We start from the raw sequence: 25336 nt of genomic DNA on the forward strand, positions 1-25336 counted from the left end.
GCTATTGATGAGGATATATGAAATGACAGGCGTGATTCCTGAAAAATCGGCTGAGGCTGACAATGTACAGCGCTGGCAGGCCCCCGAATTGAGTGAAAAACCCACCAAAGCAAAGACCCCTCCCAAGGAGGACGCTGAAGCGGTGGAACCTGCCCCGGCTACCCCGGAACCGCATCGGCTGACCGCCGAGCAGATCGCCGAGATCCAAAAACAGGCCTATGACGAGGCCTACAGCCAAGGCCATGCCGAGGGTATGGTCAAGGGTGAACAGGATGGAATAGCGGCAGGCAATAAAAAGATTCAGGCGGCCGAGGCGAAACTGCGCGAGGCGGAAAAACAGACCCAGGCGGTTGCCCACACCTTCCAGACGCTGATGCACAATCTGGCCGATCCGGTGGCAACCCTGGATGAGGCCCTGGAAAAAGAAATTGTCGCCCTGGCAATTGCTGTGGCGCGGCAGTTACTGCGACGTGAAATCCGCCAGGATCCCAAGCAGATCATCGCCGTGGTGCGTGAGGCGCTGCGCGCCCTGCCCAGCGCAGAACGCAACCCCCGGCTGCACCTGCACCCTGATGAGGCCAAAGTGGTGCGCGACACCTTGCATCTGCAGGATGGCGGTCATGCCTGGTCTGTGGTTGAAGACCCGGCCATGACCCGTGGCGGCGTGCGAGTGGAAACCGAACGCTCCTACATCGACGCCACCCTGGAATCACGCTTTAATGCCGTGGTGGCGGCCATTTGGGGCGGCGAACGTCAGGCCGACATGCTCCCCGCCAATGCCATGGCGGAAGATGACAAACTCGAAGGCCTGGAAAAAATTGATCTGCCGCCTCCCTTAGCCCCGCCTGCGCCGCTGGAAAGCGCCCAGGAGGCTGAACCGGAGCCAGCCCCTGAAGCAGAGCAGATCCCCACGGAGGCCATGGACACAAACGCCGAGGCCGAGGCGCTGCCCGATGATCTGCCGCTCGAAAAAATCGAGATCGCCCCCAAGGCGAAAGCAAAGCCGGTGGAGGACACGGAAGAAACCGAGCCGCAACCTGACTTTGGAGCCTTGTTAAACGAGGAACTCGGCCCGGATTATCCGCTGGAGCCGATTGACTACAAAAGCGCGGGCAAAGCACCGGCTGAGCCGGTCGAAGCGCTTTCGGATGATGTTCCCACGCCAACCGATCCTGTGGCAGACGCGGTGGATGAACTCCCGGAAAGCAGCGAGGCCGTGGCGGAAGACGCGCTGCCTGCAGAAGAACTCCCTGCCGAAATGGCAGAAGCCGAGACGTATGCCGAAGAACCGGCGGCAGAGACAGAGGCGCTGACCGATGCCGAACTGCCGGAAAGCGAAGCAGTGGAAGCCTATCAAGAAGCAGATGAAACCGCTGCGGTTGAGGCCGTTGCAGAAGAAGAACAAGCTGCGGAAATAGCCGAGGCTGAAGCCTACGCGGAAGAACCGGCGGCAGAAAGTGAAGCGGTAGAAGCCTATCAAGAAGCAGATGAACCTGCCGTTGCTGAAGAAGAACAGCCCGCAGAAATAGTCGAGGCTGAAGCCTACGCGGAAGAGCCTGCGGCAGAAAGCGAAACACTGACGGAAGCTGAACTACCCGAAAGCGAAGCAGTAGAAGCCTATCAAGAAGTGGCCGAAACTGCCGTCGCTGAGGATGAAGCTGCTACGGTCGAGGCCGTTGCGGAAGAAGAACTACCCGCAGAAGAAGTTTCTGCCGAGATGGCCGAGGCTGAAACCTACGCGGAAGAACCGGCGACAGAGACAGAGGCGCTGGCCGAGGCCGAACTGCCGGAAAGTGAAGCAGTAGAAGCCTATCAAGAAGCAGATGAAACCGCCGTTGCTGAAGAAGAACAGCCCGCAGAAATAGCCGAGGCTGAAGCCTATGCCGAAGAACCGGCGGCAGAGACAGAGGCGCTGGCCGAGGCCGAACTGCCGGAAAGCGAAGCAGTAGAAGCCTATCAAGAAGTGGCCGAAACTGCCGTCGCTGAGGATGAAGCTGCTACGGTCGAGGCCGTTGCGGAAGAAGAACTACCCGCAGAAGAAGTTCCTGCCGAGATGGCTGGAGCGGAAGCTTATACCGAAGAAGCGGCAGCAGACAGCGAAGTCTTGACCGAGGAATTACCTGAAGTAGAAGCGGTAGACCCTTATCAAGAAGTCGCTGAAACGGCGGTTGATGATGAAGCCGTAGAAGCAGCGCCCGAAGAAGCTTATAGTGAAGAAGCGGCAGCAGACAGTGAAGCCTTGGCTGAAGCCGAACCCGAGGTCGCTGAAGATGACCGGCAAGCCGATGAAGCCATGCTGGAAGAAGCCATGTCTGCTGAACTGGGTGAAGATATCGCCTATGCCGAAGAACCGGCGGCAGAAAGCGAAGCAGTAGAAGCCTATCAAGAAGTGGCCGAAACTGCCGTCGCTGAGGATGAAGCCGCCGCCGTTGAGGCCGTTGCGGAAGAAGAACGACCCGCAGAAGAAATCCCTGCCGAGATGGCAGAAACCGAGGCTTATGTCGAAGAACCGTCGGCAGAGAGCGAAGTACAGACAGAAGCCGAATTGCCCGAAAGCGAGGCCGTAGAAGCCTATCAAGAAGTCACTGACAGCGCTGATGTCGTAGAAGCTGCACCCGAAGAGGCCTTGCCTGCTGAAATGACGGAGCAGGATGCGCCGACAGAGCCTAGCGCGGTCGCCAAGGCCGAGTTGGATCCTGATCCACCGATCTGGCCAGAGACGGATACCCCGTCAGATGCTGAGGTAGCGCTGAGCGCAGACACCGGTCCCGCACTGGATGAAAATCCGGATTTTTGGCCAGACATTGACACGGTTGAGCCCGATTTTGATGAAGACCGGCCAGAAACGCCAACGGCGTCAGGCATCCCTGCTGAAATGGCAAACTCCGTTGCCAGCGCGCTCACCGAGCAAGCAGCGGCACCCGAGGCAGCACCTGCCGCCCTGGCCGCAAAACCCGCAACGCCTGCGCCTAAACCAGCAGCACCCGCCGCCGCCCCGGCCGCAAAACCGGCAGCGCCTGCAGCTAAACCAGCAGCAGCACCCGCCGCCCCGGCCGCTAAACCGGCAGCGCCTGCGCCTAAACCAGCAGCACCCGCCGCCCTGGCCGCTAAACCGGCAGCGCCTGCGCCTAAACCAGCGGCACCCGTTGCCCCGGCCGCCAAACCGGCAGCGCCTGCAGCTAAACCAGCAGCACCCGCCGCCCCGGCCGCAAAACCGGCAGCGCCTGCAGCTAAGCCAGCGGCACCTGCCGCCCCGGCCGCCAAACCGGCAGCGCCTGCGCCTAGACCAGCAGCACCCGCCGCCCCGGCCGCCAAACCGGCAGCGCCTGCAGCTAAGCCAGCGGCACCTGCCGCCCCGGCCGCCAAACCGGCAGCACCCGCCGCCAAACCAGCGGCCAGGCCGCCAGCACCACCGCCACAAGGCTGATGGTTTAGGGCGAGACACCATTCAACGACACCACCCACACAAGCGGTGGGTGGACGGTTTCAACAAACGAAGGTGGCTGAATCGACGCGTGAGGGCCACTGTTATTCATTCAGCACAACAGGAGGGTGGGCTACTGAGCCACATTCGCAACGCCGCAACAAGCCGCCAGTGTGCCCACAAAACTTATGAATCAGTTAGTCACCGAAACCCAGACCTTGCCCAGCGAGCTTGCGCCAATACAGCGTAATGCACGCATCGCCGGGCATTTAGAACGCTATCGCAAGCGCGCCGAGCAAACCAAGCCGATGATGGCCGAGGGCCGCCTGGTGCGGATGATTGGTTTAACCCTGGAAGCAGAAGGCTGCCAGGTTCCCGTGGGCGGACGCTGCAAGGTGGTTTCCGCCGGCGGCCATGAGCTTGAAACCGAGGTCGTCGGCTTTTCCGGGCAGCGCACCCTACTCATGGCCGTGGGCGAACTGGTGGGCCTAACCCCTGGAGCGCGAGTCATTCCCACGCTCAGCGCCAGCGATACCCCGGTCGGTGAAGCCCTGCTGGGACGGGTTCTGGATGGTGCGGGGCGCCCGCTGGATGGACAACCCCCGCCGCAATGCGATACCCGCGTACCGCTACTGGGGCGCTCCATCAATCCCTTGGCCCGCCGCCCGATCAGTGAACCCCTGGATGTCGGTGTGCGCGCTATCAACGGTTTATTGACCGTGGGACGTGGGCAACGCATGGGCCTGTTTGCGGGCAGCGGCGTGGGCAAAAGTGTGCTCTTAGGCATGATGACCCGCTACACCGTTGCCGATATTACCGTCGTCGCGCTCATCGGCGAACGAGGCCGCGAAGTCAATGAATTCGTGCAAAATATTCTCGGCAAAGAGGGGCTGGCGCGGGCCGTGGTGGTCGCTGTACCGGCGGATCACTCACCCTTGATGCGCCTGCATGGCGCGATGTTAGCGACCAGCATCGCCGAATACTTCCGCGATCAGGGCATGAATGTCTTGTTATTGATGGACTCACTGACCCGCTTTGCCCAGGCCCAGCGCGAGATTGCCCTGGCCATTGGAGAGCCACCCGCCACCAAGGGCTATACCCCCTCGGTGTTTGCCAAATTGCCGCAACTGGTTGAGCGGGCAGGCAATGGCGATCACGGCGGCGGCTCCATCACCGCATTTTATACCGTGCTCACCGAAGGCGATGATGTCAATGACCCGATTGCCGATGCAGCGCGGGCCATTCTCGACGGACATGTGGTGCTGTCTCGCGAAATCGCCGAAGGCGGACGCTATCCAGCCATTGATATTGAGGCTTCCATCAGCCGCGTGATGAATGAAATCGCCCCGCAGGCCCAGATCCAGGCCGCCCGGCGCTTCAAGCAACTATATGCCACCTTCAGGCGCAATCGTGACCTGATCAGCGTAGGGGCCTATCAGAAAGGTGCCGATCCGCGGGTTGATGAGGCCATCGGCTTTTATCCGCTGCTAGAACACTATCTGCAACAGGATCTGCGTGAAGGCGTACAATTCAATGAAAGCATCATCTCGCTGGAGCGTCTGGTGGGCGATTCAGCCCCAGGCGGTGCCCGCTAGACGATCCATGACACGCCCCGGCCATCCGCTTGTGGGCGGTCGTAAAGACTTGGAGGCAAAACATGACCAACAACCGCTCCAGACGCATGGAACCGGTGGTGCAAGTGGCCCACGAGCGCCAGCAATCCGCAGCACGCCGCCTTGGCGACCGTCAGCGAGCGCTGGACAGCCACCTGCACCGCCTGGAAGAATTGGAAAGCTTTCAGCAAGAATACCTGCGCCGTTTTGATGCCGATGTCGGCGGTGGAATGTCCGGCATCGGCATCCGCGACTACCGGCTGTTTTTATCGCGCATCAACGAAGCGATTGAACAACAAGCGCAGATGATTGAACTGGCCCGCAAGGAAGTTGAAGCCTCACGCCATCAATGGATGCAAACCAAAATCAAAAGTGACGCGATTAACAAAGCCGTCGATCGTTTCCGCAAGGAAGAATATCAAGTCAGCGAACGCCGCGAACAATATGAAAACGACGAACGCTGCCAGCAGCTCTTCTTAAGAAAAAACAACATCACCTCATAGCCTTACCGGGAGCGCGGAGCTAAAGCTCCGCAGCCGTGAAAAACTCTCCCCCTGCCAAGGGGGAGTCCCGCCGCAGGCGGGGAGGGGGTCAGGTTCTCAGGTGTTTGCTTTTTACAACCACCCCGCCGCTACGCGGCACCCCTCCTTAAATAAGGAGGGGGTTTTTGACGTGGCGACACCTTCCAGGTGTCGCTTTTTTTCAGCGGCATCTGGAAGATGCCGCCACGTTTCTTGCCGTTCAGGATTTAGGTCGCAGCACTTGCAAGATATCCTCCAGTTCGATGCGCATCTGGCGGATGATTTGCTTGCTTTTGGAGACATCATCTTTGGCCTGATTGCCCGCAAGCTTTTGGCGTGCGCCGCCGATGGTGTAGCCCTGCTCGTATAGCAGGCTGCGAATCTGGCGTATCAGGATCACGTCCTGGCGCTGATAATAGCGCCGGTTGCCACGCCGTTTCGCTGGTTTGAGCGAGGGGAATTCTTGCTCCCAGTAGCGCAATACATGCGGCTTGACGCCGCACAGTTCGCTGACCTCGCCAATCGTAAAGTACCGCTTGCCGGGAATGACCGGCAGCTCTTTGTTATTACCGGCTTCCAACATAGGTTTCTACCCGCGCCTTGAGTTTTTGCCCGGGACGGAAAGTCACCACCCGGCGGGCTGAGATCGGAATCTCTTCACCGGTTTTGGGGTTGCGTCCAGGACGTTGGTTTTTATCTCTTAATGTAAAGTTTCCAAATCCAGACAATTTCACCTGCTCGCCCTGCTCCAGGGCACAACGAAGCTCCTCAAAGAAAAACTCGACAAACTCCTTGGCCTCGCGTTTGTTGAGACCCTGCTCATTAAAGAGCTTTTCTGCCATATCGGCCTTAGTGAGAGCCATGCTCAACCCCTTAAACGAATGCCTAAATGTTGTGCTAATTGTTGCGTAATCTGTGCCATGATGGCATCGACTTCCGTATCTGTAAGAGTGCGTGATAAGTCTTGTAAAATCAAGCCTAAAGCAAGACTTTTACAGGCATCAGGCAAACCTTTTCCAGTATACACATCAAACAGCACAATGTCTTTGACCTCTTTGGGTGCAAAGGTGCGTACTGCGTTGATCACGGTATCGGCACTTAGCGTTTGATCGACCAGCAGTGCCAAGTCCCGACGAATCAGCGGAAAGCGTGATTGTTCCTGATAACGCACCTGGGTGCTGCGTCTGAGGCGATCCAGCGCTATCTCAAATACATAGACCGCGCCGGGCAGATCCAGTTGTGCCTGTACCTGGGGATGCAAGGCCCCCAGACAGCCGATGGGCTGTTCATCCAGCAGCAGGCGCGCACTTTGCCCAGGGTGTAAGGCCGGATGGGTCTGTGCCTGATAAACGACCCTCTGTTCCAGACCCGCCAGCGCCAGCACGGCTTGCAGATCGCCCTTGAGATCAAAAAAGTCCACCGGACGCGCCGCACTGCCCCATTGTTCCGGCAACACCGGTCCGCACACCAGCACGGCGAGCTGGGCCTGTTGTTGCAGTCCCTGCGGCGTGGGCACAAAACTCAGCCCGGTTTCAAACAGGCGAATCCGCTCTTGCTGGCGATTGAGATTGTATTGTGCCGCCTTGATCAGGCCCGGCCAGAGCGTGGTGCGCATCGCGGCCATTTCGCTGGAAATCGGATTGACCAGGGACAGCGGCGATTGCTCGGGCGCTAACAGGGCTTCAATCGCCGGGTCTACAAAGCTATAGGTAATCGCCTCCCGATAGCCTCGCGCACTGAGGCTGCGGCGGATGGCGTGGATGGAGACCTGGCGTTCATCCTGCGCCCGGATACTGGCTTGCAGCGGCGGCATCTGGCGCGGGAGCTGATCATAGCCGTAAACGCGGGCCACCTCTTCGATCAGATCTTCCTCAATCGCCAGATCAAAGCGGAAACTCGGCGGCCAGACTTGCCATGTTGCTGTCTGCGCAGACTCCAGACGACAGCCCAAGGCCTGTAACAGGCGCTGCATCTGTGCGCTGGGGATCTGTGCGCCCAACAGTTGCTCCACCCGCGCAGGCCGTAAGGCAATCGCGGCGGGTTGGGCGATGCCTTGCGGCGCGATTACATCATGTACCGGCCCGGCCTGTCCGCCGACAATCTCCAGCAAAAGGGCAGTGGCACGCTCTAAGGCCTGCACCGGCAGTTGCGGATCAACGCCGCGCTCGAAACGGTGCGAGGCATCGGTGTGCAGACCATGACTGCGGGCGCGTCCAGCTATCGCCTGTGGACTGAAATGGGCGCTTTCCAGAAAGACATCGCGGGTGGTTTCGTCCACACCGCTCATATCGCCGCCCATAATCCCGGCCAGGGCCAATGGCCCTCGCCCATCGGCAATGAGCAAATCTGCCTCGCTGAGCTCAATCTCTTGCCCGGCCAGCAGCTGCAGGCGCTCACCAACGCGGGCACGACGTACCACAATGCCTTCATGCAGATGCGCCAGATCAAAAGCGTGCATCGGCTGGCCGAGTTCCAGCATCACATAATTGGTGACATCGACCAAGGGGCCCAAACTGCGAATCCCGCAGCGGCGCAGGCGCTCCCGCATCCACAGCGGGGTGGGCGCTTGCGGATTGACCCCACGGATCACCCGCCCGGCATAACGCGGACAATCCTGCGGCGCCTCCAGCGTGATCGGGAAGGTTTCGGTAATGGTCGGCGGCACGGGAGTTATCGCCAAAGGGATCAAAGGCCGCTCAACCAGGGTAGCCACCTCACGCGCCACCCCGGAAATACTCAGACAATCCGCCCGGTTGGGGGTCAGATCAATCTCCAGCACCACATCATCCAGGCCCAGCAGGGTGCGGACATCCATCCCCGGCGGACTGTCATGCGGCAGACCCAGCAGACCATCGCTGCTTTCCGCAAGCCCCAGCTCTTTGGCAGAACACAACATGCCAAAGGATTCCACACCGCGCAGCTTGGCCTTTTTGATCTGAAAATTATCCGGCAACACCGCACCGACACGGGCCAAGGGGGCATACATGCCCTCATGCACATTCGGGGCGCCGCAGACCACCTGCTGCAGTGTGCCGCTGCCATCGTCAACCTCACATACCCGCAACTTATCCGCATCAGGATGCGCCTGGACGCGCTGTACACGCCCGACCACCACGCCGCTAAATTCGGCGGCCACGGGTGTAATGGCATCCAGCTCAAGCCCGGCCATGGTCAGCCGGTGCCCCAGTGCCTCGGGTGTCAGGCCATGATCCACCCAGCTTTGTAGCCATTCGTTACTGATTTTCAAATAATTCTCTCCGGCAAAATGCGTAGCACACGTTCAGCGGACATCGTGACCGTCTCATACATCAGCGGGCGGTGTGCCTGGCGGATGTGGCTGGATGTCCCGCAACGAGCGGTGCCGTCAATAAATTACAGACAAGTGGCGTGATCAAGCCCGGATCGGCTAGGCAAACTGCCTGAGAAAGCGAATATCGTTGTCAAAAAACAAACGCAGATCGTTGACCCCATAGCGCAGCATCGCCATGCGTTCGACACCCAGGCCAAAGGCAAAACCACTATAGCGCTGCGCATCAATGCCCACATGGGCAAATACATTGGGATGCACCATGCCACAGCCCATCACCTCCAGCCAGCCGGTGTGCTTGCAGACCCGGCAGCCCTGACCGAAGCACTGCACACATTGAATATCCACCTCGGCAGAGGGTTCCGTAAACGGAAAATACGAAGGCCGGAAACGGGTTTGCAGATCCGCTTGTTCAAAAAATGCCTGCAAGAACTGATCCAGGACACCGCGCAGATGCGCAAACGTGATGCCTTCATCCACCAAAAGCCCCTCCACCTGATGAAACATCGGGCTGTGGGTCATGTCCGAATCACAGCGATACACCCGCCCTGGAGCAATTACCCGGATTGGCAACTGACCGCTTTCCATCACCCGCACCTGCACGGGCGAGGTGTGGGTACGCAGCAAGGTGCTGGCATCAAAATAGAAGGTATCGTGCATCGCACGGGCGGGATGATGCGCGGGAATATTCAGGGCCTCAAAGTTGTGGTAATCATCCTCCACTTCCGGCCCCTCGACCACACTGAACCCTGCCTGCGCCAATAAGTGTTCAATGCGCTCAATGGTCAGTGTCAGGGGATGTAAACCGCCGCTTTCCTGGCCGCGTCCCGGCAGCGTCACATCCAGCGTATCCGCTGCCAAGGTCTGTTGATGCGCCTGCTCTGCCAGCCGCTGATGACGCTGCTCCAGTGCTTCAGTGAGCGTCTGCTTGGCCTGATTGATCCGCTGACCATCGCTGCGCCGTTGTTCTGGCGGGAGCTGGCCCAGCGATTTCAGTTGTTCGGTAATGATGCCCTTTTTGCCCAGGTACTGTACCCGCAGGCTGTCAAGGGCCTTTAGTGATTGACAGGCCTTGATCTCATCCAGGGCTGTCGCAATAACATCGTTAAGATCCTGCATCGGTATTTCCACAAAAAAGCTCAGCATCTGACAAAACGCACCGGCAGCGTGCGATCCCAAATCACCCAAAGCCCATAGCGCCTTGTGCCGCCATCGCAACAAAAAAAGGGGAAAGGTATGGCCTTTCCCCTTGATTTTAGCACTTTATCTGTGCCGCATACGGCCTAAAAGCCTGTGATCCGCGTGGGATGCCAGGCACTCAGACTGCCGCAACCGCCGCCTTGGCCTTGGCGGCAATCTGCCCGAAGGCCTCAATATCATGCACCGCCAAATCCGCCAACACCTTGCGATCAATCTCGATATTGGCCTTATGCAGACCGTCCATCAGGCGGCTATAGGACAGCCCGAACTGGCGCGCTGCGGCATTGATACGCACAATCCACAGGGCGCGAAACTGACGCTTACGCTGGCGGCGGTCACGATAGGCATATTGACCGGCTTTGGTTACCGCCTGCTTGGCAACCCGGTAGACGTTTTTACGCGCACCATAATAACCTTTGGCCTGCTTTAAAACCTTCTTGTGACGGGCGTGAGCGGTCACACCTCTTTTTACTCTTGGCATTGACTAGCGACTCCCGTTATAGATTTGGCAACATCTTGCGCACAGCGGCCACATCGCAGGCAGCCACCAAGGTGGTGTCACGCAGTTGACGCTTACGCTTGGGGCTCTTTTTGGTCAGAATGTGGCGTCTATGCGACTGATTGCGCTTAAAGCCACCTGAACCGGTAGGCTTGAAACGCTTGGACGCGCCACTGTTATTTTTTACTTTGGGCATGTTGAGCTCCTTAAACACTAAAGGCAATGCACACAACAGCGTGTGCGGAAAACCCACGTCGGCCGCCCGTGCGCCGTGCGTGGAATAAAAAGCAAAAGCCGCGCGGGGCTTACGCTTCACGCGGCTTTTACTCGATGATAATGACAAGCCGATCATACAACTCAACGCGGGATGCCCGGCCAATAGCCCGGCGCGCCCCATACCAAGAACCGCTTAGCGCTCAGGCATCAGCGCTTTTTCGGCGCAAACACCATCACCATCTGGCGGCCTTCCATTTTGGGACGCTGTTCCACCGTGACCAGATCGCCCAGATCCGTCTCGATCCGGTTAAGCAGTTTACCCCCCAACTCCTGATGGCGCATTTCACGGCCACGGAAACGGATGGTCACCTTGGCCTTGTCGCCATCATTGAGAAAACGTATCAGGCTGCGCAGCTTGACCTGGTAATCCCCCTCGTCGGTGCCGGGTCGAAACTTGATTTCTTTAAGCTGCACCTGCTTTTGATTTTTTTTGGCGACTTGCGCTTTTTTGCTCAGTTCAAACTTGAATTTGCCGTAGTCCATGACCCGGCAAACCGGCGGATCGGCATTGGGCACGATCTCCACCAAATCAAGCTCCGCCTCATCGGCAATCTTTTGTGCCTCACGCACGGGCAAAATACCTACATTTTCGCCATCGGCGCCGATCAGGCGCACGCGCGGACAGGTAATCTGATCGTTGAGGCGGTTTTCTTTTCCGGTACTGATGCTTTAATCCTCCAAAACAAAATGAGTCTGCGGGACACGCTCAGGCTCAAGACGCACAATCAGCTCATCGAGATTCATGCTTCCCCAGTCTTCGCCGCTGCGCGTGCGCACCGCCACCGTGTGGGTTTCTTCTTCCCGATCGCCCACAATCAAGAGATACGGGATGCGTTGTAATGTATGCTCGCGGATTTTAAAGCCAATTTTCTCGTTTCTCAAGTCAATTGCAGCGCGTAGCCCCTGCTTTTGCAGACGCGCCTGCAAGGCCCTGGCATAAGCATCCTGACGATCCGTAATCGTCAGTACCGCCACCTGCACCGGCGCCAGCCACAACGGGAATACCCCGGCATAATGCTCAATCAATACCCCAAAGAAACGCTCCAAAGACCCCAGCAAGGCCCGATGAATCATAATCGGACGCTGGCGGCTGTTGTCTTCGGCCACATATTCCATGTCAAAGCGTTCCGGCAGATTAAAATCAAGCTGCACCGTCGAGCACTGCCATTGGCGCCCAATCGCATCGCGAATCTTGATATCAATCTTCGGCCCATAAAAGGCTCCGCCACCGGCATCAATGGCAAACGCCAGTCCTTTTTTCTCCAAGGCCGCCGTCAGGGCCTGGGTTGCATGTTCCCAGATCGCCGCAGAACCCACCGCCTTATCCGGGCGCGTTGACAGGTTAATATCAAAATCCTCAAAGCCAAAGGCCCGCAATACCCCCAAGGTCAGCTCAAGAATGCGTAAAATCTCGCCCTCGATCTGATCCTCACGGCAAAAAATATGCGCATCATCCTGCGTAAAGCCGCGCACCCGCATCAAACCATGCAAAGCCCCCGACATCTCGCGCCGATACACCGTCCCCATTTCGGCCCAGCGCAGGGGCAAATCACGATACGAGCGCAAACGATCCTTATACACCAGCACATGAAACGGGCAATTCATCGGCTTGAGCTGGAAGGACTGATGCTCATCCTCCATCGGCTCATACATCGACTCGGCATAAAAATCCGCATGCCCCGAGGTTTTCCATAAGGCCAGATTGGCAATATGCGGGGTATACAACAACTCATAGCCGGCGCGCTCGTGCATGGTATACCAAAACTGCTCAATCACCCGCCGCATCCGGGCACCATGAGGATGCCAAAACACCAATCCACCCCCAGCGGCCTCCTGCACCGAAAACAGATTCAACTCCGTACCGATACGCCGATGATCTCGCCGCTCCGCCTCCGCCAAGCGCTGCAAATAATCATCCAGCTGCTGCTTATTGGCCCACGCCGTGCCATAAATGCGCTGCAACATCTCATTTTGCGAATCACCGCGCCAATAGGCCCCAGCCACCTTGGTCAGTTTGAAGGCCTTAAGCTTACCGGTACTGGGTACATGCGGCCCGCGACACAAATCCACAAAATCATCCTGACGATATAAAGACAAGGCCTGATCCCTGGGAATATCCTCAATAATCTTAGCCTTGTAGTGCTCACCCTGGGCCTGGAAAAACGCCACCGCCGCCGCAGGCTCCATCACTTCCCGGCTCAAGGGAATATCCGCCTTCACCAGCGCCTTCATCTTCGCCTCAATCCGTTCTAAATCCTCCGGATGGAATGGCCGCTCAAAGGCAAAATCATAATAAAAGCCATCCTCAATCACCGGCCCAATGGTCACCTGTGCTGTCGGAAAAAGGCTTTTCACCGCATGGGCCAGCAAATGCGCGGTAGAATGGCGAATAATCTCCAGCCCCTGTGGATCACGCTCGGTAATCAAGGCCAGCGAGGCATCCACAGCAATCACATAGCTGGTATCCACCAGCCGCCCATCCACGCATCCCGCCAACGCTGCTTTGGCAAGACCAGGACCAATCGCCAACGCGACGTCAGCTACAGAAACCGGATGATCAAAACTACGCTGATTCCCATCGGGAAGGGTAACAACAGGCATGCAAACACATCTCCTGCGCCGACCTGTACGCGGGGCCGTGCGCCATTGGCTCAAAATAACAAACCGGCAACCGCCAACACAGCGGGCCAGAAAAAGGTCGATCAGGGTATCACAGCGCCCGCTAAATTGACATTGTTTGCGCAAGACGTGTTAGCCCAAAGCAGTAATGTCCCCTTCGTCCAATTCTAAAATGTCCCCTTTATATTTAAGCGGGAGGGGCACGCATGACGAAGGAGCACATTACGATGAGTCACAAAGAAATTGACCGACTAGAGATGATTCAGGCGGTGGCGAACAAGCATCTGCGGCAGGCCGAGGCGGCCCAGCGCCTGGGGTTGAGCGTGCGCCAGGTCAAGCGCCTGGTTCGCCGCTATCGTGAGCATGGGGCGACAGGGCTACGCAGTGGCCACCGTGGCCGACGTCCCAATAACGCCATTGCCGAGACAGTACGCCAGGAGGTGCTCGCCTTGGTCAAGACGCACTACACCGACTTTGGCCCCACCCTGGCCTGCGAAAAGCTGGCCGAGCGCCATGGTCATCATCTCTCGGTCGAGACCCTGCGCCAGTGGATGGTGGCCGATGGGCTATGGCAGCCCAAGCAACGCAAGCAAGCCCGCATTCATCAGCGCCGTCCACGCCGCCCCTGCCTGGGGGAGCTCATTCAAATCGACGGCTCGCCCCATGACTGGTTTGAGGTGCGCGGCCCGCGCTGTACCCTCATGGTGTTCATCGACGACGCCACAGGGCGCCTGATGGCCCTGCGCTTCGTGCCCGCCGAAACCACCCAGGCCTACATGGAGACCCTACAGCAATACCTGGATCAGCACGGACGTCCGGTGGCCCTCTACTCAGACAAACACAGCATCTTCCGTGTCAATCATCCTGAGCACGACGGGGAGCTGACCCAGTTTTCCCGCGCCCTCAAGACCCTCGACATCGCCGCCATTCATGCCAACACGCCTCAGGCCAAGGGGCGCGTGGAGCGGGCCAACCAGACCCTGCAAGACCGTTTGGTCAAGGAGCTGCGCCTGCGTGAGATCTCGGACATCGACGCCGCCAACGCCTTCCTCCCCACCTTCATGGCCGACTTCAACGCCCGCTTCGCCGTCGAGCCACAAAGCCCCCAGGATGCCCACCGACCGGTGCTGCACAGCCCCGAGGAGCAGGCCCTCATCCTTTGCCTGCACCATACCCGTAAGCTCTCCAAGAACCTTTGCTTCCAGTTCAAGAACCGGGAATATCAGCTTCAGGGACAGGGCAAGGGCTACCGCCTGCGGGGTGCCACCCTCACCGTCTGCGAGGCCTTCGACGGCACCATCACCCTCCTGCACCAGGGGCACATCATGCCTTACCGTCTGTTGGCTGAGGGCGAACCGCCCACACCGCTGGATGATGAAAAAAGTGTCCACCACAGCGTCGACCAGGCCAAGGCAAAACAGACCGCCAAGCCAACCTACAAACCGGCGCCGGACCACCCTTGGAGAGGTCGGGGCAACATCACTCCGGCACCAGCCCAAACACCATAACCACGCATTCTACGGGGGACACTTCTGCTTTGCACAAAAGGGGACTTTTCTGAATTGGGTTGACATTGTTTGCGCAAGACGCCCTCGCCCCCACCCGCCTTATTTGGCCGTTGGCTCGGATTTTTTGCCAGCGAACCTTGCCATGTAAACGTCAACAAAAAGAGATCAAGCTGTCATACGCGCTTGTGCATACTTCCCCGCCATAATCTATCAGCGAATCATGAGGCGGTTTGATGATGCACTATCGCAGCGTATTTATCTCGGATGTTCATCTGGGCACGCGTGAATGCCGCGCTGGGGAGTTATTGCAGTTTTTGCAGTCCATGCACTGCGAAACGCTCTATCTGGTGGGGGATATTCTGGATCTGTGGGATATGCACCAGCGGGTTTATTGGCCCGCCACGCATACGCAGATCGTGCAGACGATACTCGATAAGGCGCGCCAGGGAACGCGGGTGATTTATATCCCCGGCAATCACGACGCGGCGGTGCGGGCGCTGGTGGGTAAGCAGATTTATGGGGTGGAGATTGCCGCCCATGCCGTACATACCACCGCCGACGGGCGCCGTTTCTGGGTCAGTCATGGCGATGAATTTGATACTCAGTTGACGGTTAACCCGCTGCTCAAAGCGGTTGCAGATCAGTTTTATCAGGGTCTGATCCGGCTCAACCGGCTGTATAACGGCTGGCGGCAGCGCCGGGCCAAGCCGTATTGGTCCTTGTCGCTGTACCTGAAGGAACGCCTGCCCAGTGTGCGCCGCTATATTCAGCAATTTGAGCAGGCGGCGGCCGCTGAGGCTAAAGCGCGTCGGTGTGATGGTTACATCGGCGGGCATATCCATAAGGCCGGGATGAGCCTGATGGAGCACAGTCTGTATTGCAATATCGGTGACTGGGTAGAGCATTGCAGCGCCCTGGTTGAAGATGCCCAAGGCCACTTGCAGATCCTGTGCTGGCATGAACAGCACCGCCTACACAGCAGCCCACGGATCGCCGAGTTGCAATCGGCTGATGTTTAATCCGTGTCCTGACTGGCCGGGTATAACTCGGCGCTTTGCAGATTTAGCATCAACAGGGCCGGGGTTTGCCGCTCAATCTCGGCGCGAATGCGGGGGTCGAGTTTTTTAAGCCAGGCACCGGGAATCCCCTCAAGGCCATAAAAAGCCCCGGCGATCATGCCGGCAATCGCGCCGGTGGTGTCAGCATCACCGCCGCGATTGACCACTTCAATCAGGCATTGCTCAAAGGATTCGGTATCAAACAGGCCCTGAAAGACGGTCTGCAGGGTGTGCACGATGTAGCCGCTGGGATTGTCGCTGCGGCGTCGGCGAAAATTGAACTCCGGATGCAGCGCGACCAGCTTCTGGGCCATCCCCAGCAGGGTATTGATGTCGTTCAGCCCGCGCAAGGAGGCTTGCACCATCAGACTGACGGTCTCGCAGGCAGCATCGGAGAGCGCATGATGATGGGTGATATGTGCCTGCACCTGGCAGGCGTGACGCACAAAGGCGGTATCGGCCTCCAGCGTCGCCAGCGCCACCGGCAAAACCCGCATACACGCCCCATTACCCGCGTCATTGTCGCTATACGGCATCTGCGTATGGCCGGTGTTGCGGTAATGCACGATGCCCCGGCGCACCGTATGCCCCACATCGACCGGCTTGGCGCGCAGCCAGTCGCTGAAAGCCTCGGCCATTGCGGTGGCATCCAGCGCACCGGCACTCAAAAGCGCCTGACCCAGGGCCAGGGCCATGGTGGTGTCATCCGTGACCTGACCGGGTTTCAGATGCAGCCAGCCGCCGCCGCGAATCTGGGAATGTACGCCATATTCTGCCTGAATCTCGCGCGGCATCATGAATTCCACCGTCGCCCCCAAGGCATCCCCCAGCGCCAGCCCCAAATAGGCCCCCAGGGCGCGTGATTCGATGCTGGCCGGGGGCATTCCTCAAGCCGCCGTGGTGCTGCAATTGGCCAAGGCAGCGGCTTTGTTCATCAACTCACGATAGATGCCGATCACCGCCTGTTCGATCATCAGACCATCATGTTCGCCGCTGGGCAGGATTCCGGCAGCTTCCAGCCCTTGCCATGCCTCAAAGCCCACTTTGGCACACAGCACCGCCGCGCAATCATGCAGGGTGTCGATAATCCGCTCCAGGGCACTGACACCCGCGCCATCCGGGGATGATCCGGCGCAATAGGGTAAAACCTCGCGCGTTTCCAGCGGCCAGATGCCCTCCGGGGTGGCCTGATAAATCATAAAGCTCGTTGCCCGACCAAAATGCTCGCTGACCCGACCATCACCAAGACTGGCCACCGCCACCCGCACCGGGCGCAGATGCGCACCCGTGAGCGGCGGAATAATGGCCACGGTCTCGGAGCGGGCGGCTGACAGGCTATTGCACTGACAGCCCGCTGTGGCCCTGTTTCCCTTGGCCGGTTTAGTGCGTCCCAGGCGTGAAATATCAATCACCGCTGAGGAGGCTGTACCGGGCGAGGCCGGGGTGTGCAGACTGCGCTTGATGGCCGCTTGTACCGCCGCCCGCTGGGGTTGTGCCTGGGCGTAGTCAATCTCGACATGCTCAATCTGTGCAAGGGTGAAGTCTTCATGACGATCCTCGCCCAACATCCCGACGGCATCTGCCCGACACTGTTGGCAATGACTCATGATCTGCATATCTTGCCCGCAGCGCGCCTGCAAATCCGCCAGCGCCTCTGGGGTAGGCTCGGCCTGACCGTTGAGGCCGTAAAAGGTGCCGTGTTCGGGGCGCGCAATCAGCGGGATGATATTGTGCAAAAACGCGCCCTGTTCACGCATCTTTGCGGCAACCTCAACCAGATGCGCATCGTTAATACCGGGAATCATCACCGAGTTAATCTTGACGAGAATGCCCCGCGCCACCAGCATCGCCAGCCCTTGCAGCTGCTGCTCGATTAAAATCCGTGCCGCCTCCACCCCATACACCCGCCGCTTATTCCAGATAATCCAGGGATAAATCTGCGCACCGATCTCAGGGTCCAGGCAATTGATGGTAATGGTCACATGACTGACCTGATAGCGAGCCAGCTGCTCCACACTTTCGGGCAAGGCCAGGCCGTTGGTCGAGATACACAGACGCAAATCCGGGGCGGCCGTGGCCAGTCCTTCCAGGGTTGCAAAGGTGCGCGCCGGATTAGCCAGCGGGTCGCCCGGCCCGGCAATCCCCACCACCGTCATATTCGGGATCTGGCTGGCCACCACCAGCGCCTTATGCACCGCCTGCTCTGGCTTGAGCACCTCAGACACCACGCCTGGGCGCGACTCATTGCTGCAGTCATATTTACGATTGCAATAGTGACACTGGATATTACAGGCGGGTGCCACCGCCAGATGCATCCGGGCAAAGTGCTGGTGCGCCTCGGGTGAGAAACAGGGATGATCCTCAATCTGTGCAGCCACTGCATCAGGAAGCAAGCGCGTAACACCAGAATGTGAGGAGGTGCTGGATACAGGGGTAAGTGCCATTGAATGTTCTCCGCCATAGCACCTTAAAACCACGATGCTTATTGTTGTTGAATGCGTACCTTAATGGCGGGGATGCAAGGGCTGTGCCCTGAGAATTTTCAAAATAAAATATTATTTTTAAAGTTATTTTTAAAACAAACGCTTTGTTGCAAACGCGACACGGGCAGCCATTTCTCGTACGGCTGTGACATCTTTGGTGGGCCGTTGCAGACAGTGCGCATCCGCCCAAGCGGTTTGCTATGATTCCCCCCGAACTTAAACCCCTAGCCGTAAAGGATCTCTGCCCCATGCAACTACGAACTGTGCAAACCCAACCGTTTAACGACCAAAAACCCGGCACCTCGGGTCTGCGCAAAGCGGTCAGCGTATTTCAACAGCCGCATTACCTGGAAAACTTTGTCCAGGCGATTTTTGATACGCAAAGCGATTTACGCGGCAATACCCTGGTTTTGGGCGGTGATGGGCGTTTTTATAATCAGGAGGCCCTGCAAATCATTGTGCGCATGGCGGTCGCTAACGGTATCGGGCGGGTCTTGATCGGTCAGGACGGGATTCTCTCCACCCCGGCGGCCTCCGCCATCATTCGGCGTTATCAGGCTGCCGGCGGCATCATCCTCTCGGCCAGCCACAACCCCGGCGGCCCGGACGGCGATTTTGGCATCAAATTCAACATGCCCAGCGGTGGCCCGGCTCCGGAACGGGTGACCGATGCCATCTATCGCCGCTGTCTGGCACTGACGCACTACCAGATCGCCGAGGAACTCGCGCCGCTGGACCTGCATCGCCTGGGCACTCATCGCTACGGCGATACCCAGATTGAAGTGATTGATTCGGTGAGCGATTACGCGCAACTGATGCAATCTCTGTTTGATTTTGACCGGATTCGCCACATGCTCGATTCCGGCGGTTTTAGCCTGTGTTTTGATGGCATGAACGCCGTCACCGGCCCGTATGCCCGGCGCATCATTGACCAACTGCTGGGTGCCGGCCCTGATGCGCTGATCCGTGCAGAGCCGCTGCCGGATTTTGGGGGTGGCCATCCGGATCCCAATCCGATGCACGCCAAGGCCCTGATGGCGCGCATGTTTGCAGCCCAGGCCCCGGATTTTGGCGCGGCCTCGGATGGTGATGGGGATCGCAACATGATTCTGGGGCGGCGCTTTTATGTCACCCCCAGCGACAGCCTCGCCATACTGGCCGCCAATGCACATCTGGTCCCCGGCTATCGTCAAGGGATTCGCGGAATTGCCCGCTCCATGCCCACCAGCCAGGCCGCCGACCGGGTCGCCGAGCGCCTGGGCGTAGAATGTTTTGAAACCCCGACCGGCTGGAAATTTTTCGGCAACCTGTTAGACGCCGAGCGCGTCACCCTGTGCGGTGAAGAAAGCTTTGGCACCAGCTCTAACCATGTGCGCGAAAAAGACGGTCTGTGGGCAGTGTTATTCTGGCTAAACCTGTTGGCGGTGCGGCGTGAATCGGTTGAACAGCTGGTGCGTGACCATTGGCGCATCTACGGGCGTAACTACTACACCCGCCACGACTACGAAGGCATCGACAGCACCCGCGCCGAGGAACTGATGGCCGACCTGCGTACCCGCCTAAGCAGCCTGCCCGGCACCGATCACAACGGCCTGCAGATTGCAGCAGCGGATGATTTTGCCTACACCGACCCGATTGACCACTCCCTGACTGAACATCAAGGACTGCGCATTCTCCTGGCCGGTGGCAGCCGGATCATTTACCGTCTCTCCGGCACCGGCACCCAGGGCGCGACCTTGCGGGTCTACATCGAACGTCACGAACCCGATAGCCACAAACACGACATCGACACCCAGGAAGCCCTGCGCGAACTGATCACCCTGGCCGACCACCTCGCCCAGATCCGCCAACGCACCGACCGCACCGTCCCGGATGTCATCACCTAAAAACCTTGCCTCGTGCCTGACCGTTCGGGAGATTATCCCAAGTCCCCATTTGCTTTTATCCCGTTAACGCGGCAGGCTGCTGTTGACGATGCTAACGGTGCCATTGGATATGCTCAGGGCGATGGGGGCTGGCTGTGCAGCGCCGATGGATACCGGAGGCGTTAGGCCCTGTGCATTGACGGGCAGGGTTAAAACCGGCAGGGTGTGAGTATCTGCAAACACCTCCACCCGCCCGGTTCTGGCATTAAAAACATAGCGGTAGGCCAAGCCTGGATACAGCGAAAATTGCGCTCTGTGGGCGATGGCGGCCTGGGGTTCTACCCGCGCTGTGGCGCTACTGAGCACAACCTGGATGTCTTCATAGCGTGCATTGGGTGTGGGTAACAGCCTCACCGGGTTATGGATGGTCAAATAATGCGCGCCGCTCTCTAAATACCTGCTGGATGGCTGTGCTGCAGGGGGCTCTGGCAAGGCACTGCGATAGGCTGCAATCACATGGCGCGTGCTGTTGAGGGTGCGTGCGTTATCACCCTCACTGGCATGGCCAGTGGGAACTCCGGCATAGTAGACCTGCGGATTGGAAAAATAGGGCACCAGTGTGTGCGTGCGCCGGTCTGCATAAAATTCGCCGTCTTCATAGGCCATCACGGAGCTGTAATACTGGCCGTCCTGTCCGCGCCAGCGCCAGCCGGCAGAATAGGAAAACAGTCCCGGACCGGCTTGATAGTTTTGCTGTTTATGGTGGTCTGCTCCCTTGTTATGCCCCAGCTCATGGATCAAGGTGTAGCTGTTGTGTGCCTGCTGTATGCGGATCAGACTGAAGGCATAATCGGGTTCACCACGGGCATCTTCGAGCTGCCAGGCAATCCCGCCAACATCTTCGGCTTGGGCAAATAAAGTCACCAGATCGGCACCATATTGATCACGCCAGCGGTGTGCCTCGTTCATTGATGCGCTGCATTGGATCTCATAAGGGGCATGATCTGGGTCAAAGGTTAAGCAATCCAGGTCGGTTTCCGCATTCCCGCTTTCCGTGTAATTGATCTGGGCGCTGTGTACCAGATTCAGACGAATGCCGATCTCACTGTTATCCAAAACCAGCTGACTGCGCTGCATGGCCTGACTGATGACGTGGCTAATACTGGTAGCTGAGCGATTCGCCCACCGCTGGGCCGCCGGGGTGTATAACACCATCAGATCAATGACCACCGGGGCCGTTGCAAGGCTAAAACGCGGTGTACTTTCCAGCAATGGCAAGGCGGCAGGCCGTCGCTGTGATACCGGCACGCGCCGTGCAGGGGCGGAGGGCAGGCGATCTGCTGTATGCAAGATCCGCTCTTCCAGCCGATGCCAGGACTCGTCTTGACCGCGCCGCAGTACATACTCCTGAGAACGTTCGGGAATCAGGAGATGTGCCAGCATGGCTTGCGTGTCAAATGAAAGCAGCATGATGCCATCTGCCGTGTCTTTGATAGGCCCGCGAAGGCTGCGAATACCGTTGATATCCACGGCAACGGATTCAATCTCCGCCCAAAGCTGGATATCATCAAATAATCCCAGATAGACCTGATCGCCCACACCCAGGCGATCCGGGACGAATACCTCCGGATTGATCTGCACCGCCCGCTGGCGTTTAACCGCTTGGGATGTTTGAACATCCAGCGTCGCCTCCGGCAAGGTCAAGGCTTTTTTTGAAGCCTCCGGAATTTCAGCTTCCAGCAACAGCGCAATGCCCGGCTGCGTTAATCCCAGCGCCGATGCGGGCAAAATCAGCCACATCAGTATCAGGCAATGCAGAACCATCCGTGTACGCCCGGTTATCCAGCGTGGAAATACAGGCCATTGATGTAGCGTGCTCATGAGATACCTCATCAGGGTTCTGCAGCACGGGGTTTGCAAAGGGAACCCCACGCTGAATGGTTTGGAAGCCTTCATCACAGCCAAGGCTGAAGCTTATCGCCGCTCATAAATGCCTCAGATAATCACGAAAATCTGTGACAATCTTTGGCATGTTCACGCCGTCAACACCCATGCTGCCGAAGCAGTCTGACTTGGCTCTTGCGTGCGTTTAACGTCCGGCCTGAGCGCGTCCAGACGATCCAGACCATAACGGTCTAAATTTTTTGCGGCATTGAGATCACGATCCATTACATGCCCACAGTCACACGCCATTGTGCGCTGATTCAGTGGCATGTCATGGATTTTCCCGCAGGCGTGACAGGTCTTTGAAGACGGATAGAACCGATTCGCAAAGATCACGGTCACGCCGCGCCACGCCGCTTTGTATTCAATTTGTCGCCGCAATTCGCCAAAGCCAGCATCGGCAATAGCGCGGGCAAGACAATGGTTTTTGATCATCCCGGAGACATTCAGGTCTTCCAGGGTAATGACCTGATAGGTGCGGGTCAGCTTATCGGAAAGCTCATGTAAAACGGCCTTACGTTGATGGCTGATCCGCTGGTGCAGTCGTGCAACGGAGAGCTTGGCTTTCGCGCTCCGACGACTACCCTTCACTTTGCGCGACAGGTTCCGTTGCCGCCGCTTTAAATATTTGAGGTGTTTCTTAAGGCGCTGATTGGCGGGGATGACTTCGCCGGTGCTTAATGTCGCTAAATCCTTGATACCCAGATCAACACCGACTGAAGCGTGTTCGGGGGCGTGTGGGTTGTATTCGTCAGTGTCTACCAGAATAGAAGCATAGAACCGGCCTGCCCGCTTGCTGATCGTGACCTGTTTGGTCTGCCCGGTAAAGCGCAAGCCTTGGCGCATCTTGATGCGGGTCTTGAGCTTTTCAATGCGCAGTGTGCGCCCGTCTACGTCGCACTTGCCTGACTCGCGCAGGGCAAAGGAGTCATGGAGGTCTTTTTTCTTGAAGCGGGGATAGCCTGGCTTGTTGGCCTTGGCTTTCACGCGCCGAAAGAAATGCTTGAATGCGTTGTCAAGATCATCAATCGCGTTGCGCGTTACCCGGCTGGACACTTCCGCATACCACGAAAATTGAACGCGCAATACCTGGATATAATACGGATACGCTGCGGCTTTTGACCATTTTACGCCGTCCTGACTGAAATAATGCAGCAGTTGGTTGTCGCAGTGCCGACGCGCGCCACAGGCCCGATTAAGATAATCGGCTTGCTCAGGGGTTGGGCGCAGTTCAATCTTGTTTGCGATGAGCATTATGGAGTCCGAGGTCTTCTGCGATCACGTCTGCCGAGGCTTGCAGGTCTTGCAGCAGCTTGCGGTGTTTCTTGGAGCGACTGCCATAGAGGCGCGCGGAAAAGACCGTAATGATTTCTAAAACATCCTGTGCCAAATCTTCCTCAAACGAGGGTTGTTCGCCTTTATGGATGATGACAATCTCAATGCCTTGCATCTCACACAAGGCAAAGACAAGCTCTGAACCGAAGCGTAACAGCCGATCCTTGTGGGTAATGACCAGCCGCCGCATTTGCCGCCGCAAGATCATTTCTAATAGGCGTTGCAGTCCTTTTTTGCGGTCATTCATGCCCGATCCAAGGTCACGGATGACCTCTGCCCGCCATCCCTTAGCCGCGCAGTACGTTTCTAACATTTCTTGCTGGCGGTCGAGGTCGGCTTTCTGGTCATGACTGGATACGCGGGCGTAACAAATGGTCGGCGCGTCTACATCACCTAGACCAAGCAGGTGCGCGGTGTCGTAGTAGCGTGTACCGCCTTTGGTCTTACGCGCAGGGAGCAATTCTCCGGTGGCCTCCCATCGACGCAAAGCGTCTATGGAACACCCCAGGAGTTTTGCGGCCTCGCCTATCTTAACTAATCGCTTTTCCATTATCGTAGATTATCAGAGGTAATCAGAGGTTGTAAGCGTCAGTTAAAAACCCCCGACCGGACAACGTTGTCTCAAACGCAAGCTGGATGCTTTGCCGTTCACAGCGGGCGAGTTCTCGCAAAAAAAGATGCCCTGCCGCAATGCGCCCAGATTCAGGCGCCAAGGGCGACAGACCTGTTCGCGTCGTGATTCATCAGTTTGCGCTATCCCTCCCCGGCCTGAAGGCCGGGGAGGGATAGCGCAGCACGCAAAGCGTGCTCCTGTTCCCGACGCCTCCTCTTTGGTAGCTTGCTCTCTTTAATAGATGGATGCTATCTTTATTTCAACCGCCGGGCTGGCGGGGTTAGTCTGTGGAGAAACTGTAAGTCCGATGTCTCTTTGAGGCATTTGGCAGGTCGCGGCGAAGCAGAAAGCTCTCAGCAGCAATGCTGGGAATCCCCGTCCTTCTAGGGCGGGGAGGATGTCAAGTTAATTTTCCTCGTTTTGTCTGCGTGGTGGTCATTTGGGTGTATAGGTCGAAGAGTTTTTCGAGGCGTTCCGTGTCGTTTTTGAAGCGGCGGCCGATGTAGATGCGTTCTATGATTTCGTCGTTGTAGTCGTGGGCGGCGCGTAGGTCGGCGGGCATGGTGTCGGGGTTGTAGAGTTCGGCGATGGTGGCGGGGAAGTGGTGTTCTCGGGTCAGGAGCAAAAAACAGTTCTTGATTTTTTCTTCATTATTTATCAGAATTCTCCATTGTAGATAGGTTATCTACAAACGCGAAGGTTTCGCGTTCTATGGTCGGGGTCGAAGTCGAATCGCAAAGTTGTTCTCTGTTCAGGATGAACGCCGAGGCCACTTTTATGGCGCAAGCTGGGTTTCGACGGCTGAAACCGCCCATGTTGCCGGTGTTGACCGGCCATTCGGTTGGGACTGCTCAACCAGGACTCCAGTTGCTCGCCCGCAAGGGTGTTATCAACGGAGAGCGAAGTGCCTAAAAATCGCATAAGCAACTTTGTTTAGGTTTTTAGGAGCAGCCATAAATTGTAAGCTCGTGTTGAGCTTGCGCTCAGCGTTTTTCCAAAGTCGCCGGTGCTTTTCCAGCCAGGCGAAGCTGCGCTCTACCACCCAGCGCGTGGGGATGACCTTGAAGGTAT

20 protein-coding genes and 1 pseudogene are annotated in these 25336 nt (G+C 57.7%); 6 read left to right on the plus strand and 15 right to left on the minus strand.

Features of this window, described 5'->3' with window-relative positions; all coding sequences use genetic code 11:
- Positions 1 to 22: 22 nt before the first annotated feature.
- The 3 genes from THISIDRAFT_RS12520 (at position 23) to fliJ (ending at position 5540) form a co-directional block, all read left to right on the plus strand.
- Complete coding sequence (locus THISIDRAFT_RS12520) at positions 23 to 3427, plus strand: flagellar assembly protein FliH (RefSeq protein ID WP_221914014.1); 3405 nt, start codon at positions 23 to 25, stop codon at positions 3425 to 3427.
- A gap of 185 nt (positions 3428 to 3612) precedes the next feature.
- On the plus strand, positions 3613 to 5019 hold the full coding sequence (gene fliI, locus THISIDRAFT_RS12525; RefSeq protein ID WP_006787714.1) for a flagellar protein export ATPase FliI: 1407 nt from the start codon (positions 3613 to 3615) through the stop codon (positions 5017 to 5019).
- Between the two features lie 62 nt (positions 5020 to 5081).
- Entirely contained in the window at positions 5082 to 5540 is a 459-nt protein-coding gene (fliJ, locus tag THISIDRAFT_RS12530; RefSeq protein ID WP_006787713.1) for a flagellar export protein FliJ, read from the plus strand.
- A 238-nt stretch (positions 5541 to 5778) separates the two neighbouring features.
- Here fliJ and THISIDRAFT_RS12535 read toward each other — a convergent pair whose 3' ends face one another.
- The 8 genes from THISIDRAFT_RS12535 to thrS all read right to left on the minus strand — a co-directional run bounded on the left by THISIDRAFT_RS12535 (position 5779) and on the right by thrS (position 13441).
- Complete coding sequence (locus THISIDRAFT_RS12535) at positions 5779 to 6141, minus strand: MerR family transcriptional regulator (RefSeq protein ID WP_006787712.1); 363 nt, start codon at positions 6139 to 6141, stop codon at positions 5779 to 5781.
- Positions 6125 to 6421 (minus strand): integration host factor subunit alpha, encoded by a 297-nt coding sequence (gene ihfA, locus THISIDRAFT_RS12540; RefSeq protein ID WP_006787711.1) that lies wholly within the window; start codon positions 6419 to 6421, stop codon positions 6125 to 6127. The genes THISIDRAFT_RS12535 and ihfA overlap by 17 nt, the downstream gene beginning before the upstream one ends.
- Positions 6422 to 6423: 2 nt before the next feature.
- A complete protein-coding gene (gene pheT / locus THISIDRAFT_RS12545; protein WP_006787710.1) occupies positions 6424 to 8805 on the minus strand; it encodes a phenylalanine--tRNA ligase subunit beta in 2382 nt (793 codons plus the stop codon).
- 159 nt (positions 8806 to 8964) lie between these two features.
- Complete coding sequence (gene pheS, locus THISIDRAFT_RS12550; protein WP_006787709.1) at positions 8965 to 9984, minus strand: phenylalanine--tRNA ligase subunit alpha; 1020 nt, start codon at positions 9982 to 9984, stop codon at positions 8965 to 8967.
- Positions 9985 to 10183: 199 nt separating this feature from the next.
- Entirely contained in the window at positions 10184 to 10546 is a 363-nt protein-coding gene (gene rplT / locus THISIDRAFT_RS12555; protein ID WP_006787708.1) for a 50S ribosomal protein L20, read from the minus strand.
- Positions 10547 to 10562: 16 nt separating this feature from the next.
- Positions 10563 to 10760 carry a 50S ribosomal protein L35 gene (rpmI, locus tag THISIDRAFT_RS12560; RefSeq protein ID WP_006787707.1) on the minus strand — a complete coding sequence of 66 codons (198 nt, stop codon included), beginning with the start codon at positions 10758 to 10760 and terminating at the stop codon, positions 10563 to 10565.
- A gap of 227 nt (positions 10761 to 10987) precedes the next feature.
- Positions 10988 to 11506, minus strand: a complete 519-nt coding sequence (gene infC / locus THISIDRAFT_RS12565) for a translation initiation factor IF-3 (RefSeq protein ID WP_083824623.1) — start codon at positions 11504 to 11506, stop codon at positions 10988 to 10990.
- 3 nt (positions 11507 to 11509) lie between these two features.
- Positions 11510 to 13441: a threonine--tRNA ligase gene (gene thrS / locus THISIDRAFT_RS12570; protein WP_006787705.1), complete on the minus strand. Its 1932-nt coding sequence runs from the start codon at positions 13439 to 13441 to the stop codon at positions 11510 to 11512.
- A 224-nt stretch (positions 13442 to 13665) separates the two neighbouring features.
- Between thrS and THISIDRAFT_RS12575 the strand changes: the two genes are divergently transcribed.
- A complete protein-coding gene (locus THISIDRAFT_RS12575; protein ID WP_246585396.1) occupies positions 13666 to 14967 on the plus strand; it encodes an ISNCY family transposase in 1302 nt (433 codons plus the stop codon).
- 233 nt (positions 14968 to 15200) lie between these two features.
- Complete coding sequence (locus THISIDRAFT_RS12580) at positions 15201 to 15986, plus strand: UDP-2,3-diacylglucosamine diphosphatase (RefSeq protein ID WP_006788669.1); 786 nt, start codon at positions 15201 to 15203, stop codon at positions 15984 to 15986.
- On the opposite strand, the gene draG is transcribed toward THISIDRAFT_RS12580, so the two are convergent.
- Entirely contained in the window at positions 15983 to 16909 is a 927-nt protein-coding gene (draG, locus tag THISIDRAFT_RS12585; protein WP_006788668.1) for an ADP-ribosyl-[dinitrogen reductase] hydrolase, read from the minus strand. The two genes, THISIDRAFT_RS12580 and draG, sit on opposite strands and share 4 nt — an antisense overlap.
- Positions 16910 to 16912: 3 nt before the next feature.
- The gene (gene nifB / locus THISIDRAFT_RS12590) at positions 16913 to 18469 is read right to left on the minus strand and encodes a nitrogenase cofactor biosynthesis protein NifB (protein WP_006788667.1); all 1557 of its coding nucleotides are present in this window, start codon (positions 18467 to 18469) and stop codon (positions 16913 to 16915) included.
- A gap of 287 nt (positions 18470 to 18756) precedes the next feature.
- Between nifB and THISIDRAFT_RS12595 the strand changes: the two genes are divergently transcribed.
- Positions 18757 to 20394 carry an alpha-D-glucose phosphate-specific phosphoglucomutase gene (locus THISIDRAFT_RS12595; protein ID WP_006788666.1) on the plus strand — a complete coding sequence of 546 codons (1638 nt, stop codon included), beginning with the start codon at positions 18757 to 18759 and terminating at the stop codon, positions 20392 to 20394.
- Between the two features lie 63 nt (positions 20395 to 20457).
- Here THISIDRAFT_RS12595 and THISIDRAFT_RS12600 read toward each other — a convergent pair whose 3' ends face one another.
- The 5 genes and pseudogenes from THISIDRAFT_RS12600 to THISIDRAFT_RS12620 form a co-directional block, all read right to left on the minus strand.
- On the minus strand, positions 20458 to 22254 hold the full coding sequence (locus tag THISIDRAFT_RS12600; protein WP_006788665.1) for a reprolysin-like metallopeptidase: 1797 nt from the start codon (positions 22252 to 22254) through the stop codon (positions 20458 to 20460).
- Positions 22255 to 22407: 153 nt separating this feature from the next.
- Positions 22408 to 23571 carry an RNA-guided endonuclease InsQ/TnpB family protein gene (locus tag THISIDRAFT_RS12605; RefSeq protein ID WP_221914016.1) on the minus strand — a complete coding sequence of 388 codons (1164 nt, stop codon included), beginning with the start codon at positions 23569 to 23571 and terminating at the stop codon, positions 22408 to 22410.
- Positions 23549 to 24202 carry an IS607 family transposase gene (locus tag THISIDRAFT_RS12610; protein ID WP_221914017.1) on the minus strand — a complete coding sequence of 218 codons (654 nt, stop codon included), beginning with the start codon at positions 24200 to 24202 and terminating at the stop codon, positions 23549 to 23551. The genes THISIDRAFT_RS12605 and THISIDRAFT_RS12610 overlap by 23 nt, the downstream gene beginning before the upstream one ends.
- Before the next feature lie 463 nt (positions 24203 to 24665).
- Entirely contained in the window at positions 24666 to 24890 is a 225-nt protein-coding gene (locus tag THISIDRAFT_RS12615; protein ID WP_006788661.1) for a type IIL restriction-modification enzyme MmeI, read from the minus strand.
- A gap of 264 nt (positions 24891 to 25154) precedes the next feature.
- Positions 25155 to 25336: pseudogene (locus tag THISIDRAFT_RS12620) on the minus strand (hypothetical protein); the annotation flags it as partial.

This window comes from Thiorhodospira sibirica ATCC 700588, assembly GCF_000227725.2.
GTDB lineage: Bacteria > Pseudomonadota > Gammaproteobacteria > Ectothiorhodospirales > Ectothiorhodospiraceae > Thiorhodospira > Thiorhodospira sibirica.

What these genes read in the sequence shown, in the direction of transcription:
- THISIDRAFT_RS12520 (WP_221914014.1), top strand. Translation starts at nt 23, where the DNA reads ATGACAGGCGTGATTCCTGAAAAATCGGCTGAGGCTGACAATGTACAG.
- fliI (WP_006787714.1), top strand. Translation starts at nt 3,613, where the DNA reads ATGAATCAGTTAGTCACCGAAACCCAGACCTTGCCCAGCGAGCTTGCG.
- fliJ (WP_006787713.1), top strand. Translation starts at nt 5,082, where the DNA reads ATGACCAACAACCGCTCCAGACGCATGGAACCGGTGGTGCAAGTGGCC.
- THISIDRAFT_RS12535 (WP_006787712.1), bottom strand. Translation starts at nt 6,141, where the DNA reads ATGTTGGAAGCCGGTAATAACAAAGAGCTGCCGGTCATTCCCGGCAAG.
- ihfA (WP_006787711.1), bottom strand. Translation starts at nt 6,421, where the DNA reads ATGGCTCTCACTAAGGCCGATATGGCAGAAAAGCTCTTTAATGAGCAG.
- pheS (WP_006787709.1), bottom strand. Translation starts at nt 9,984, where the DNA reads ATGCAGGATCTTAACGATGTTATTGCGACAGCCCTGGATGAGATCAAG.
- rplT (WP_006787708.1), bottom strand. Translation starts at nt 10,546, where the DNA reads ATGCCAAGAGTAAAAAGAGGTGTGACCGCTCACGCCCGTCACAAGAAG.
- rpmI (WP_006787707.1), bottom strand. Translation starts at nt 10,760, where the DNA reads ATGCCCAAAGTAAAAAATAACAGTGGCGCGTCCAAGCGTTTCAAGCCT.
- thrS (WP_006787705.1), bottom strand. Translation starts at nt 13,441, where the DNA reads ATGCCTGTTGTTACCCTTCCCGATGGGAATCAGCGTAGTTTTGATCAT.
- THISIDRAFT_RS12575 (WP_246585396.1), top strand. Translation starts at nt 13,666, where the DNA reads ATGACGAAGGAGCACATTACGATGAGTCACAAAGAAATTGACCGACTA.
- THISIDRAFT_RS12580 (WP_006788669.1), top strand. Translation starts at nt 15,201, where the DNA reads ATGATGCACTATCGCAGCGTATTTATCTCGGATGTTCATCTGGGCACG.
- draG (WP_006788668.1), bottom strand. Translation starts at nt 16,909, where the DNA reads ATGCCCCCGGCCAGCATCGAATCACGCGCCCTGGGGGCCTATTTGGGG.
- nifB (WP_006788667.1), bottom strand. Translation starts at nt 18,469, where the DNA reads ATGGCACTTACCCCTGTATCCAGCACCTCCTCACATTCTGGTGTTACG.
- THISIDRAFT_RS12595 (WP_006788666.1), top strand. Translation starts at nt 18,757, where the DNA reads ATGCAACTACGAACTGTGCAAACCCAACCGTTTAACGACCAAAAACCC.
- THISIDRAFT_RS12600 (WP_006788665.1), bottom strand. Translation starts at nt 22,254, where the DNA reads ATGAGCACGCTACATCAATGGCCTGTATTTCCACGCTGGATAACCGGG.
- THISIDRAFT_RS12605 (WP_221914016.1), bottom strand. Translation starts at nt 23,571, where the DNA reads ATGCTCATCGCAAACAAGATTGAACTGCGCCCAACCCCTGAGCAAGCC.
- THISIDRAFT_RS12610 (WP_221914017.1), bottom strand. Translation starts at nt 24,202, where the DNA reads ATGGAAAAGCGATTAGTTAAGATAGGCGAGGCCGCAAAACTCCTGGGG.